This is a genomic window from Francisella salina (genome assembly GCF_000219045.1).
GTDB lineage: Bacteria > Pseudomonadota > Gammaproteobacteria > Francisellales > Francisellaceae > Francisella > Francisella salimarina.
In genome coordinates, this window is the sequence record NC_015696.1 from 245086 (window position 1) to 257663 (window position 12578).

The following is a 12578-nucleotide window of genomic DNA, read 5'->3' on the forward strand; positions in this document are numbered from 1 at the left end:
AAATAAAATATGGATGATTATTCATTATGTCTAATGAAGTGAAAAAAAACGAAGAGCTGATTGAAAAGTTAGTTAGTGTTAAGAGACACTCTAAGACAGTAAAAGGTGGAAGAATTATGAGCTTTGCCGCTTTAACTGTTGTGGGTGATGGTAAAGGTAGAATTGGAGTAGGTAGAGGTAAATCAAGAGAAGTACCTGCTGCTATCCAAAAAGCTATGGAAAACGCTAAGAAAAACATGGTATCAGTTAATCTTAATAACGATACGTTATGGTATGCTACTATGTCTAATCATGGTGCTTCAAAAGTATTTATGCAACCTGCATCTGCTGGTACTGGTATTATTGCTGGTGGTGCTATGCGTTCGGTTTTTGAGGCTGTTGGTGTACACAACGTTTTAGCAAAAACTTATGGCTCAACTAATCCTGCAAACGTTGTAAGAGCAACGATAGCTGGTTTGGCAAAAATTAAATCACCAGAAGAGATCGCTGAGAAAAGAGGTTTGTCTGTTGAAGAGATTCAGGGGTAATTAAAAATGACTCAAGCTAAAACATTTAAAGTTACTTTAACAAAAAGCTTAATTGGCCGTAAAGAAAACCATATAGCATCAGCTAGAGGTTTAGGTCTTAGAAAAATAAACCATACTGTTGAGGTGTTAGATACTCCTGAAAATCGTGGTATGGCGAACAAAATATATTATATGGTTAAGATAGAGGGGTAGTATAAGATGAAATTAAATACAATTGCTCCTGCTGCTGGCTCTAAGAGTGCTCCGAAAAGACTTGGACGTGGTATTGGAAGTGGATTAGGTAAAACTTCTGGTAAAGGTCACAAAGGTCAAAAAGCACGTTCAGGTGGCTATCATAAAGTAGGTTTTGAAGGCGGTCAGATGCCTATACAAAGAAGACTACCAAAGTTTGGTTTTACTTCTGCGTCTAAAAGATTTGTTGCTGAAATTAGACTACATGAATTGAATAATGTAGCTCTAGAAGAAGTAACTCTTGATGCTTTAAAAGACTCTGGTCTTATAAGAAAAGATATTAAATCAGTAAAAGTAGTAGCAAGTGGAGAAATCCAAAAAGCTGTTAGCCTTAAAGGTATAGCTTGCACAAAAGGTGCTAAAGAAGCTATCGAAAAAGCTGGTGGTAAGGTAGAGTAAGATTTAAGATATGTCAAAGTATAACAGTGCTTCTGGTACAACAGGTGAATTAAAATCTAGATTAATTTTTGTGGTTATCGCTATATTAGTATTTAGATTAGGGGTATATATTCCTATTCCAAATATTGATCCTACTAAATTGGTCGAGATTATATCAAATCAGCACTCATCAACAGGTGGTTTGATGAGTATGTTTAATATGTTCTCTGGTGGCGCTCTTACTCAAATGAGTATCTTTGCATTGGGTGTGATGCCATATATTTCGGCATCTATTATTTTTCAGATGCTTTCAGCTGTATATCCTAAATTTATAGAGCTTAAAAAAGAAGGTGAATCTGGTCAAAAGAAGATAACCCAATATACAAGATATTTGACACTTGCTTTGGCTATAGTACAATCATTTGGTATTGTTGCATTTGTATTACATCAAGATGGCTTAGTGACTACAAGCAATATGGGGTTATTTTATTTAACTACAATTGTTTCTGTTACTACTGGTAGTATGTTTTTAATGTGGTTGGGTGAGCAAATTACAGAAAGAGGTGTAGGTAACGGTATATCACTACTAATCTTCTCTGGTATCGTTGCTAATCTACCATTTGAAATTTCTAATACGCTATCTCAAGCTAATCAACATGTAATATCTTACTTATCTGTTTGGGTTCTATTGATACTTCTTTTGCTTGTTATTGCTTTTGTGGTATTCATGGAGAGTGCTCAAAGAAAAATTACAGTAAACTATGCTAAAAGGCAGCAGGGTAGAAAAATGTTTGCTGCTCAGACTAGCCATCTACCATTAAAGTTAAATATGGCAGGTGTGATTCCAGCAATCTTTGCATCATCTATACTTATGGTGCCCGGTGTTTTGCTTGGTTGGTTATCTAACTATAATTCACTTGGTTGGTTTGCAGATGTTGCAGAAATGTTGCAACCTGGAAGTATTGTCTATACTGTAGTATTTGCTGCGACAATTATTTTCTTTTGTTTCTTCTATACTTCATTGGTGTTTAATCCAAAAGAAACAGCAGATAATCTGAAAAAATCTGGAGCTTACATTTCTGGTGTAAGACCTGGTGAGCAGACAGCTAAGTATATTGATGCAGTTATGACTAGACTAACTTTAGTAGGTTCACTTTATATTACAGCTATATGTTTATTACCAATTTTTGTGGTTAAGTTCTTCGCTCAAGGACTTTCTTTTACATTTGGTGGTACATCTTTGCTAATTGTAGTAGTTGTGATGATGGACTTTATGGCTCAAGTTAGATCTCATATGATGTCAACACAATATGATTCTTTACTAAAGAAAGCAAATCTTAGTGGTAAGAGAAAATAGAGAAATATTATTGGAGAAATTAAAATGAAAGTTAGAGCTTCAGTTAAGAAAATGTGTAGAAACTGTAAAGTTATCAAACGTAATAGAGTAGTTCGTGTGATATGTACAGACCCTAGACATAAGCAAAGACAAGGTTAAACAATCAAGCAAATTAAATAAAGCTTGATTATTTGTTTTTAAAAAGCTATCCTAGCAAGTTACAAAATGCGATAGATAGTAACTAAATTAAGAATAATTATTAGGAGTGAATTAGATGGCTCGTATAGCTGGTGTTAATATTCCTGTTCATAAACATACAGTGATAGGATTAACTTCAATTTATGGAATAGGTAAAACAAGAGCGCAACAAATTTGCCAATCTTGCAAAGTAGATCCAACTGTTAAAATTAAAGATTTATCTGAAGAACAGATTGAAATTTTGAGAACAGAAGTTGCTAAATTTACGGTAGAAGGTGATTTACGCCGTGAAGTTTCTATGGACATAAAAAGACTTATGGACTTAGGTTGTTTCAGAGGTAGAAGACATCGTCGTAGCCTTCCTGTAAGAGGACAAAGAACGAAGACTAATGCACGTACTCGTAAAGGTCCAAGAAAGCCAATCAAGGCGTAAAATACAATTATAACTATAAAGATTAAAGGGTAGATTATATGGCTAAGTCTGTTAGATCATCAAAGAAAAAAGTAAAAAGAGTAGTGACTGATGCAGTTGCTCATATTTACTCATCTTTTAATAACACTATAGTAACTATCACAGATAGACAAGGTAATGCTTTATCTTGGGCTACTTCTGGTGGTAGTGGCTTTAGAGGTTCGAGAAAAAGTACACCTTTTGCTGCTCAAGTAGCTGCTGAAAGAGCCGCTGATATGGCTCTTGAATATGGTGTTAAAAACGTAGATGTTTTAGTAAAGGGACCAGGTTCAGGTAGAGACTCTGCTGTTAGAGCTTTAAATGCTAAAAACTTAAAAGTTACAAGCATAACAGATGTGACTCCATTACCGCATAATGGTTGTCGTCCTCCTAAGAAACGTCGTGTTTAATATTTTAAAGGGAAATTAATAATGGCTAGATATCTAGGACCAAAATGTAAGCTTTCTAGAAGAGAAGGTACTGACTTATTTTTAAAAAGTGGTGTAAAAGCTAACGACGAAAAATGTAAAATGAATACTGCACCGGGGCAACATGGAGCAAGAAGAGCGCGCCTATCTGACTATGGTTTACAGTTAAGAGAAAAGCAAAAACTTCGTCGTATGTATGGTGTTTTAGAAGGTCAATTCAAAAAATACTATCTTGAAGCTAATAGAAGAAAAGGTAACACAGGTGCTACTTTATTAGAGATTTTAGAGTCAAGACTAGACAATGTTGTTTATAGAATGGGTTTTGCTGCTACGCGTGCAGAAGCTAGACAACTTGTTGTACATAAAGGTATTATGCTTAATGGACATACTTGTAATGTTCCTTCAGCGCAAGTTAAATCTGGTGATATAGTTGCAGTTAGAGAGAAAGCTAAAAAGCAGTTAAGAATTCAAAATGCTGTTGAGCTTGCTAAGCACAGAAAAGAACTTTCTTGGATTGATGTAAATACTGATTCACTAGAAGGTACTATGAAGTCTTCACCAGATAGATCAGAATTATCTGCAGATATAAATGAACAATTAATCATCGAGCTTTACTCTAAGTAATAATTTTATTATTTTTTAAAGACTCGTAGATAGCCTTATTTCAAGGAGATTTTTTTAGTGAGTAATAATAATTCAAATCAGGAATTTGTACCTAATATACAGCTTAAAGAAGAGTTAGGGGCTTTTGGATATAAAATTCAAGTTTCTCCTGTAGAAAAAGGTATGGCTCATATCCTTGGTAACTCTATTAGAAGATTTTTGTTATCTTCATTATCAGGTGCTTCTATAATCAAAGTCAATATAGATGGTGTGTTACACGAATATTCGACTTTAGAAGATGTTAAAGAAGATGTTGTTGAGATTGTTTCTAATCTAAAAAAAGTTGCAATAAAGCTTGATAAAAGTGTAGCAAAAGTAGAATTAGAACTATCAGTAACTAAATCTGGTGTTGTAACTGCAGGAGATTTTAAAACAACTCAAGGCATAGAAATTATCAACAAAGATCAGCCTATTGCTACTCTAACTAACGAAAGAGAGTTTAGTCTGATAGCTACTGTTAGTGTGGGTAGAAATGTTGGAATTCTTTCGGCACTACCAACTGAGCTAGAAAATGTTGGAGACATCGCTGTTGATGCGGATTTCAATCCTATAAAAAGAGTTGCTTTTGAAATTTTTGATAATGGAAATAGTGAGACATTAGAAGTGTTTGTGAAAACAAATGGTACTATTGAACCACTAGCAGCTGTTACAAAAGCATTAGAGTATTTCTGTGAACAGATATCTGTATTTGTATCTCTTAGAGTACCAAGTAATGGTAAGACTGGAGATGCACTATTGGATTCTAATATTGATCCTATATTACTTAAACCAATTGATGACCTAGAGTTAACCGTTAGGTCATCTAACTGCTTAAGAGCAGAGAATATTAAGTATTTAGGTGACTTAGTACAATATTCAGAGTCGCAGCTTATGAAGATACCTAATTTAGGTAAAAAATCTCTAAATGAGATCAAGCAAATATTAATAGACAATAGTTTATCTTTAGGTGTTCAAATTGATAACTTTAGAGAACTAGTTGAAGGAAAATAAATATATAGTAATCATATAATATTAACTATAAAGGAGTAATTACTATGAGACATCGTAAAAAAGGAAGTAAGTTCGGAAGAACTAGTAGTCATAGAAAAGCTATGTTTAAGAATATGTCAGCATCTTTGATTAATCATGAGCTTATCAAAACTACTTTACCTAAAGCAAAAGAGTTAAGAACTATAGTTGAGCCTTTAGTTACTTTAGCTAAAAGAGAACATAAGCTAAGAAATGAATTAGATGTCAACTCTAATGAGTTTAAAGCACAATCTGTTGCTCTTAGAAGACAAGCTTTTGATTTCTTAAGAAATAAAGCTGCTGTTACTAAGCTTTTTGAAGAGTTTGGTGCTCGTTACGCAGAAAGAGCTGGTGGTTATACTAGAATTCTTAAGTGTGGTTATAGATTTGGTGATAAAGCTCCTATGGCTTTCATTGAATTGGTTGATAGACCTCAGGTAGAAGAAGCTGCTGACGAAGAATAATAATCTTTTTTCTGTATTCTATATTTATCTCAAACAGATATATCTATTTTTAATTTAACTTACCCTTATAAATTTTGCTAAACTCTTAATAATAGAGTTTTGAAAAATATTATCTTATTATATGCTACAAAAAATTTATCAGAGTATAATAGTCATTCTTGTTATTATAAATTCATTTACTTTAATTGCTCAGATCGATTATGGCGATATTAATTATTTGAATTATATAAATATAGCTTTTTCAGCTATTTTTTCTATAGAATACATTATCAGATTTTTTTTAGCACGTAGAAAGTTTGTTTTTGTTTTTGGTTTTTATAATGTTATTGATTTTATAGCGATATTTTTACCATTAATATTATCATTGTTTGGTATTAATTCTCATGAATTAATAGCATTGAGGTTACTAAGAGTATTCAAAATTTTCCAAAATACAGCGATAATGAATAGATTGATTAATGTATTTAAAAAAATCTATCTCGAACTGTTAGTATCATACTGCTTAATTTTTGTGATATTGATAATATCTTGTATCTTGATGTTTTATGCTGAGCATGAAGCCCAACCTCAGGTTTTTTCATCTATATCTAATACTTTGTGGTGGGGTGTTATTACTCTAACAACAGTAGGTTATGGAGATATGTATCCAATTACACTCTTGGGTAGATTAATAGCAGCTATAGTTTCTATGTTGGGAATTGGCGTTTTTGCTATTCCAAGTGGTTTGATTGGAGGTGCTTTTATTGACGAAATCCGTCAAGAAAGAGAGGTGGTTGCCAAAAATAAACAAAAAGTAGAATAATTATCTAAAAAGACATTTTTTATATACTAAAAAATCTTGAAAAAATAGCAATGACTCTCATATAGATACTTGTGATTAAGTTATTTGAAAAAAGTATAACAAAAGAGGGTTATATAAATGTCAGAGAAAAAATATACATTTGAAACAGAAGTTGATAAATTACTTCATCTTGTGATCCATTCACTATATTCAAACCGTGAGATATTCTTAAGAGAGCTTGTATCTAATAGTTCTGATGCTATCGAGAAGCTAAGATATGAAAGTATCTCTAATGCAGCTTTGAATGAGAATGATACTGATTATGCTATTAGAATTGATTTTGATAAAGATGCAAAAACAATTACTGTTAGTGATAATGGTATTGGTATGACTGAAGAAGAGGTTATTGAAAATCTTGGTACAATTGCAAAGTCTGGAACTAAAAAATTCTTAGAAAGCTTAACTGGCGACAAGAGTAAAGATAATGAATTAATTGGTCAGTTTGGTGTTGGTTTCTACTCTTCATTTATCGTTGCTGATAAGGTTACAGTTAGAACAAGAAAAGCAGGCCAAGATAAAGCTCAGGCAACTAAATGGATTTCTGATGCAAAAAATGGCTTTACAGTCGAGACTATTACTAAAGACAAGCGTGGTACAGAAATAACTCTTCATATAAAAGAAGATCAATTAGATCTGCTCGAGTATCACTTACTAAAAGGTTTAGTTAATAAGTATTCTGATTGTATTAATACACCGATTCAAATGAAAAAAGTTGAAACTAATGATAAGGGTGAGCAAACAATCAAAGATGAGTATGAGACTGTAAACAATACTAAAGCTATTTGGTTAAGATCAAAAGATGAAATAAGTGACGAAGAGTACCAAGAGTTTTATAAGTATATATCTCATGATTTTGCTAATGCTTTGATGTGGTCTCATAATAAAGTAGAGGGTAATCTTGAGTACAACAGCTTGCTATATATTCCAGAGAATAAGCCTTTTGATTTTTGGAATAGAGATAAAGATTATGGTTTATCTTTATATGTGCGTAGAGTATTTATTATGGAGAATAAAGAACTATTACCTCCATATTTAAGATTTGTTAAAGGTGTTATTGACTCTGCTGATTTACCACTTAATGTATCGCGTGAGATTTTACAGCATAACAAGGTTATTGATAAAATCAGAAAAGCTACTGCATCTAAGATATTAGGAGAGCTTAAAAAGCTTGCAAATAAAGATACTGAGAAATATCAAAAATTCTGGGATAACTTTGGTCAAGTGCTTAAAGAAGGCGTTTCTGATGATCATTCAAATAAAGAGAAAATTGCTGGTTTAATGAGATTCGCAACTACAGAAAGTGGTGATGCCAAGCAAACAGTTTCTTTAGCTGACTACATCTCACGTATGAAAGATGGTCAAGATACTATCTACTATATTACATCTGATAGTTATAAGGCTGCTGCAAATAACCCACAACTTGAAGCATTCAAGAAGAAAGGTATCGAAGTTATCTTGATGACAGATAGAATCGATGAGTGGATGATGTCTACTTTGACTGAGTTTGATGGTAAGCATATGAAGTCTATTATCAAGGGTGATATCGATCTTGATAAGTTTGAGACTCCAGAGAACAAAGAGAAATTTGAGAAAGAAGCGAAAGACTTTGAAAGTGTTTTAAAAGAAATTAAAGAAGTTCTAAAAGATAAGGTTGAAGATGTACGCTTGTCTAAGCGTTTGACAGATTCTCCAAGCTGTGTGGTTGTAAATGACTATGGTATGAGTCTACACATGCAGAAGATGATGGAAGAAGCTGGTCAAGGGTTTATGCCTGGTATGGGTATGAAGCCTATTCTTGAGCTTAATGCAGAACATAATTTAGTACAAAAGCTAAAAGATGAAGCTGATACTGAAGTATTTGGAGACTTATCAGAGCTTTTACTTCTTCAGGCAATGTTTGTTGAAGGTGCTAAGATAGAAGATCCAATGGCCTTTGTTAAGCTTGTGAACAAATATATCAAATAGTTTTTCTTTTTATTCTATTCTTTTTTCTTAATCATCTTATCTAGAAATATATTTTTTAATTTGTTTTTAAATCTCCCATCATAATGTATAAAAGAGCTTTTTGCACAAATTTTCTATTTAAACTTTGTTGGAAAATAACCGAACATTTATCATCTGGGAGATCTTCGCTAACTTCTTTGCCTCTTTCCATAGGCATACAATGCATAAAGATAGCATTATCATTTGCATATGACATTAGCTCTTTATTTACCTGAAATCCTGCGAAAGAATCTTCTGCTGTTGGTTCAAAGCCCATGCTACACCAGACATCAGTATATACAGCATCACATCCTTTCACAGCTTCTTTAGGGTCATCAAAACCTTTTGCGATACTTAGATCTTGAAGTTGATCTAAAATCTTTTGATCTGGTTTATGACCTTTTGGACAAGCGTAATGTACTTCCAAGCCGATAGTATTAGCTAATAATAACAAACTGTATAAGATATTGTTAGAATCACCTATATAAGCTATTTTTAGTGAGTCTAAACTACCAAAAACTTCTTTTAATGTTAGTAAGTCTGCTAATGTTTGACAAGGATGATATAAATCTGTCAAAGCATTTATAATTGGAACTTTAGAGTAAGAAACCATTTCCTCAACATCGCTATCTGCGAAAGTTCTAATCACAACAGCAGAACAATAGTTTTGTATCACTCTAATAAAATCTTTGGGTTGTTCATTTTTTCTAGAGGCAGAGACGCTCTCGATTAGATTACCACCCATTTCGATAATAGCAGCAGAAAAACTAAAACGAGTTCTAAGAGATGGTTTATCAAAAATCAGCGCAATAATCTTATCTTTTAAGGCATGGTTATATTTTTGAGGATTAATTTTCATATCCTGGGCTATTTGAATTATATTTTCAAAATCCTTAGTTGTTATTTCTGCCCCTGAAAGTAGATGATTAAAAGATAAGTTTTTCATATTCCTCCTCCAAATACACAAGTTGTTCCTAGTTCTTCTGCATTAAATAATATTTTTTTGGTTAAAATTTTTTCTTGATTACCATTTAGTATGCTGATGGTTTTTTTTGAGCAATTTAAAAAGTTTTTTATTGAGTCAAGTTTGATACTCATTCCACCAATAGCTGTTTTACTTTCAATTAGTTTTGAAATATCTTTCACTGAAAGGCTTTTGATTAAATTACCATTATTATCAAGTACACCATTTTGATCAGTTATATAGATAAGCTCATCGACATCACAAATAATAGCAAGCTCTGATGCAACATTATCTGCATTGACATTTACTGACTCAAATTTATCGGTAAGACAAATCGTTGCAACTATAGGTATTAGCCCTTGAGGTAGAGATTTTAGAATAACTGTAGGATCAACATCTTTGACTAAACCAACATAACCATATTTATCTTTATCGATTAGGCTACAAGTAACTAAGTTACTATCCTCACCAGATATGCTAATACCATCTAAATTGATACTACTAAACATTTGCGAGAGCTTTTTGTTAACTCTGTATAGAGCCATTTGAATTATCTCCATATGTTCTTTTGGAGTAACTCTTAAACCATCTAGAAATTTTGTTTGAACATTGTGCTTTTCTAGACACTTGGTTATAAATTTACCACCACCGTGGACAATGATTATTTCTGCCCCAGCTTCTTTTAGGTTTTTTATATCAATACATAGGTTTTTCATCACTTTTTCATCTTCAAGTACTGAGCCACCTAGTTTTATTAAGATTCTTTTATTTGCTAATTCTTTCATGATAAATAATCCGCATTTATATTTACGTATTGCTGAGTTAGGTCACAGCCCCATGCTATTGCTTGTTGGTTTCCTTGAGAAAATGTGACATCAATAGTTACAGTATCTTCTTTCATGGCATTTTTAAGATTTGTTAAATCATCTAAAACAGGTAGACCGTTTGTGAAGATCTTCTGTCCTTGCATAAATATCTGACAACTTTCTAGAGTTTGCTCATCTATATCAACTTCGCCAATTTTTGCTAAAACTCTTCCCCAATTTGGAGATTCCCCATATACTGCTGTTTTGACTAAAGAGCTAGAGATTATTTTCTTTGCTAACTCTTTGGAAAGTGTTTCATCGTTTAGACCTGTAACTTTTGCTTCGATAAGCTTGGTTGCTCCTTCGCCATCACGAGCAATGCTTTTAGCTAAAATCACAGCTATTTCATGTAATGCTTCTTTGAATATCTTTATATCTTCATCAGATGAAACTTCAATACCACTTGCGCCATTTGCCAGCATAAATACACAATCATTTGTAGACATATCACCATCTACTGAGATCATATTGAAACTGTTATCACTTGACTCTCTAAGGATTTCTTGAGCTAAACGAATATCTATATCAGCATCTGTTAGAAAATATCCAAGCATTGTTGCCATATTTGGGTTTATCATTCCAGAACCTTTGCAAATTCCAGTAATAGTGATTTCCCCTGTGGATAGCTGTATTTTCTTATAGACAGATTTAGGTAGTAGGTCTGTTGTTAGTATTGAGATTGCAAATTTATCAGCAATATTAGATACGCTATTTACTAGTTTTGGTATAGCAGATGTTATTTTATCAGTAGCCATTGGTTGACCAATAACACCAGTGGAGGCAATCAAGACTTGCTCAGATGAACAGTTTAGTTCTGTCGCTAAACTATCAACCACCTGCTGGTTGTGTTTATCGCCTATTTCTCCTGTAGCAGCATTAGCTTGACCACTATTTGTTATGATCGCTTTGATATTACCTGCTGGTAACAAATTCATACAATATTTAATCGGTGCAGCTTTGTATTTATTTTTTGTAAAAACTCCTACAGCTTTACAGTTTTCTTCTGAAATTATAACTCCTAGATCTGGACGATAGAGCCTAACACCACAGTTTACACCACCTGCTAAAAATCCTTTTGGTAATTTTGTTCTAAATAAGCTCTCCATGTCTATCTCCTTTTTTATAATCCTGTGGTTATAGGAAGCCCGTAATAGCTGTTTAAGTTTTCAATCGCTTGAGTAACAGCGCCTTTTAGTAAGTTATCGATAAAAGAAAAAATTATGATTTTATTATTTTTAATCGAAAATCCTAAATGAGTGCGGGGTGTGCCAACTATGCTTTTAATTGACAGAAATGATGATACTTCTGTACTATCTGTCTCTGCTGCTATATCAATGAATTTAAATAAAGGATAGTCAGCATATTCTTTGTTATAAGCATCGCTAACTAAACCTCTAATATTCTCTTCTGAAGTTGTAGTTTCTAAATTTAAATCAGCATAAATTGTCATCGCAATTCCAGAATGAATCGGTAACATACTTGTGTTGAAATAAAGCTCATCTTCTTTAATATCAAACTCCGTTAAAGCTTTTAGAATCTCAGGAATATGTTGATGTTTACCAATCTTATATGGAAAAAAGTTGTTAAGCATCTCTGAGAACATTAGATCTTGTCTTGGTTTTTTCCCTGCTCCAGAGACTCCTGATTTGGCATCTATAATTATATTGTTGGATTTTATTAGATTATGCTTTAGTAGGGGAAGTAGTGATAATAATGCGCATGTGGCATAGCATCCAGGGTTCGCTATTATGGTATCTTGCTGAGTAAATTTAACATATGGAGAAAGTCCATATTTGGCACCTTGTTCTATGCCTTCAATAGAGTGAGACAATCCATACCAAGATGCTAATAAACCTTTATCTAGTCTAAAGGCGCCACTTAGGTCTAAGACCTTTGTTTTTATATTCTTCTCATAGAGTTTTTGTAGTATCTCTATAGAAATTTCTGCTGGTGTAGCTAATAATAAAAAATCCACATCGAAGTTTTCAGCACTTAATTCATCCAAAGAGTATGTGTATTCTTTATTTTCTTGCTTAGATATTCCTAAGCTCCCAACTAATTTAAAATGGGGGTGTTTACTTATTAATTCTTTAAGAAGCTGGCCTGTGTAACCATTTATTCCAGCTATGCATATTTTCGAAATCATTATTTGCTCACAACTCGTAATACTTGATGAACACTGTAACATTTTAAAAACTTGCTGTGAATAATTATTTACCAAAAAAGAATAAAAATTTACA

At 32.8% G+C, this 12578-nt stretch carries 16 protein-coding genes; 12 read left to right on the top strand and 4 right to left on the bottom strand.

Annotation, left to right across the window (positions count from 1 at the left end):
* The first annotated feature begins 26 nt into the window (after positions 1–26).
* From rpsE to htpG, 12 genes are all read left to right on the top strand, one after another.
* Entirely contained in the window at positions 27–527 is a 501-nt protein-coding gene (gene rpsE / locus F7308_RS01230; protein WP_013922033.1) for a 30S ribosomal protein S5, read from the top strand.
* A 6-nt stretch (positions 528–533) separates the two neighbouring features.
* Positions 534–719 (top strand): 50S ribosomal protein L30, encoded by a 186-nt coding sequence (gene rpmD / locus F7308_RS01235; protein WP_004286599.1) that lies wholly within the window; start codon positions 534–536, stop codon positions 717–719.
* Between the two features lie 6 nt (positions 720–725).
* On the top strand, positions 726–1157 hold the full coding sequence (rplO, locus tag F7308_RS01240) for a 50S ribosomal protein L15 (protein ID WP_013922034.1): 432 nt from the start codon (positions 726–728) through the stop codon (positions 1155–1157).
* A gap of 10 nt (positions 1158–1167) precedes the next feature.
* Positions 1168–2493, top strand: coding sequence for a preprotein translocase subunit SecY (secY, locus tag F7308_RS01245; RefSeq protein ID WP_013922035.1), 1326 nt, complete (start codon positions 1168–1170; stop codon positions 2491–2493).
* 24 nt (positions 2494–2517) lie between these two features.
* The gene (gene rpmJ, locus F7308_RS01250; RefSeq protein ID WP_003017816.1) at positions 2518–2631 is read left to right on the top strand and encodes a 50S ribosomal protein L36; all 114 of its coding nucleotides are present in this window, start codon (positions 2518–2520) and stop codon (positions 2629–2631) included.
* A 115-nt stretch (positions 2632–2746) separates the two neighbouring features.
* Positions 2747–3103 (top strand): 30S ribosomal protein S13, encoded by a 357-nt coding sequence (rpsM, locus tag F7308_RS01255; RefSeq protein ID WP_013922036.1) that lies wholly within the window; start codon positions 2747–2749, stop codon positions 3101–3103.
* Between the two features lie 38 nt (positions 3104–3141).
* Complete coding sequence (rpsK, locus tag F7308_RS01260) at positions 3142–3531, top strand: 30S ribosomal protein S11 (RefSeq protein ID WP_003021583.1); 390 nt, start codon at positions 3142–3144, stop codon at positions 3529–3531.
* A gap of 21 nt (positions 3532–3552) precedes the next feature.
* Complete coding sequence (gene rpsD, locus F7308_RS01265; RefSeq protein ID WP_013922037.1) at positions 3553–4173, top strand: 30S ribosomal protein S4; 621 nt, start codon at positions 3553–3555, stop codon at positions 4171–4173.
* Between the two features lie 57 nt (positions 4174–4230).
* On the top strand, positions 4231–5202 hold the full coding sequence (locus F7308_RS01270) for a DNA-directed RNA polymerase subunit alpha (RefSeq protein WP_013922038.1): 972 nt from the start codon (positions 4231–4233) through the stop codon (positions 5200–5202).
* A 44-nt stretch (positions 5203–5246) separates the two neighbouring features.
* Complete coding sequence (rplQ, locus tag F7308_RS01275; protein ID WP_013922039.1) at positions 5247–5684, top strand: 50S ribosomal protein L17; 438 nt, start codon at positions 5247–5249, stop codon at positions 5682–5684.
* Between the two features lie 121 nt (positions 5685–5805).
* Positions 5806–6486, top strand: a complete 681-nt coding sequence (locus tag F7308_RS01280) for an ion transporter (protein WP_041263576.1) — start codon at positions 5806–5808, stop codon at positions 6484–6486.
* A gap of 117 nt (positions 6487–6603) precedes the next feature.
* Positions 6604–8490 carry a molecular chaperone HtpG gene (gene htpG, locus F7308_RS01285; protein WP_013922041.1) on the top strand — a complete coding sequence of 629 codons (1887 nt, stop codon included), beginning with the start codon at positions 6604–6606 and terminating at the stop codon, positions 8488–8490.
* 55 nt (positions 8491–8545) lie between these two features.
* Here the strand turns inward: htpG and argF are convergent, their stop codons facing one another.
* From argF to argC, 4 genes are read right to left on the bottom strand one after another with little or no spacing between them, the layout of a single operon-like run.
* Positions 8546–9454, bottom strand: a complete 909-nt coding sequence (argF, locus tag F7308_RS01290) for an ornithine carbamoyltransferase (protein WP_013922042.1) — start codon at positions 9452–9454, stop codon at positions 8546–8548.
* Positions 9451–10257 (bottom strand): acetylglutamate kinase, encoded by an 807-nt coding sequence (gene argB, locus F7308_RS01295; RefSeq protein WP_013922043.1) that lies wholly within the window; start codon positions 10255–10257, stop codon positions 9451–9453. The genes argF and argB overlap by 4 nt, the downstream gene beginning before the upstream one ends.
* Complete coding sequence (gene argJ / locus F7308_RS01300; protein WP_013922044.1) at positions 10254–11444, bottom strand: bifunctional glutamate N-acetyltransferase/amino-acid acetyltransferase ArgJ; 1191 nt, start codon at positions 11442–11444, stop codon at positions 10254–10256. Before argJ ends, argB begins: the two co-directional genes overlap by 4 nt.
* 14 nt (positions 11445–11458) lie before the next feature.
* Positions 11459–12484, bottom strand: coding sequence for an N-acetyl-gamma-glutamyl-phosphate reductase (gene argC / locus F7308_RS01305; protein ID WP_013922045.1), 1026 nt, complete (start codon positions 12482–12484; stop codon positions 11459–11461).
* Positions 12485–12578 lie beyond the last annotated feature (94 nt).

Coding starts and splice junctions, on each gene's coding strand:
- rpsE (WP_013922033.1), top strand. CDS start 27: ATGTCTAATGAAGTGAAAAAAAACGAAGAGCTGATTGAAAAGTTAGTT.
- rpmD (WP_004286599.1), top strand. CDS start 534: ATGACTCAAGCTAAAACATTTAAAGTTACTTTAACAAAAAGCTTAATT.
- rplO (WP_013922034.1), top strand. CDS start 726: ATGAAATTAAATACAATTGCTCCTGCTGCTGGCTCTAAGAGTGCTCCG.
- secY (WP_013922035.1), top strand. CDS start 1,168: ATGTCAAAGTATAACAGTGCTTCTGGTACAACAGGTGAATTAAAATCT.
- rpmJ (WP_003017816.1), top strand. CDS start 2,518: ATGAAAGTTAGAGCTTCAGTTAAGAAAATGTGTAGAAACTGTAAAGTT.
- rpsM (WP_013922036.1), top strand. CDS start 2,747: ATGGCTCGTATAGCTGGTGTTAATATTCCTGTTCATAAACATACAGTG.
- rpsK (WP_003021583.1), top strand. CDS start 3,142: ATGGCTAAGTCTGTTAGATCATCAAAGAAAAAAGTAAAAAGAGTAGTG.
- rpsD (WP_013922037.1), top strand. CDS start 3,553: ATGGCTAGATATCTAGGACCAAAATGTAAGCTTTCTAGAAGAGAAGGT.
- rplQ (WP_013922039.1), top strand. CDS start 5,247: ATGAGACATCGTAAAAAAGGAAGTAAGTTCGGAAGAACTAGTAGTCAT.
- F7308_RS01280 (WP_041263576.1), top strand. CDS start 5,806: ATGCTACAAAAAATTTATCAGAGTATAATAGTCATTCTTGTTATTATA.
- htpG (WP_013922041.1), top strand. CDS start 6,604: ATGTCAGAGAAAAAATATACATTTGAAACAGAAGTTGATAAATTACTT.
- argF (WP_013922042.1), bottom strand. CDS start 9,454: ATGAAAAACTTATCTTTTAATCATCTACTTTCAGGGGCAGAAATAACA.
- argB (WP_013922043.1), bottom strand. CDS start 10,257: ATGAAAGAATTAGCAAATAAAAGAATCTTAATAAAACTAGGTGGCTCA.
- argJ (WP_013922044.1), bottom strand. CDS start 11,444: ATGGAGAGCTTATTTAGAACAAAATTACCAAAAGGATTTTTAGCAGGT.
- argC (WP_013922045.1), bottom strand. CDS start 12,484: ATGATTTCGAAAATATGCATAGCTGGAATAAATGGTTACACAGGCCAG.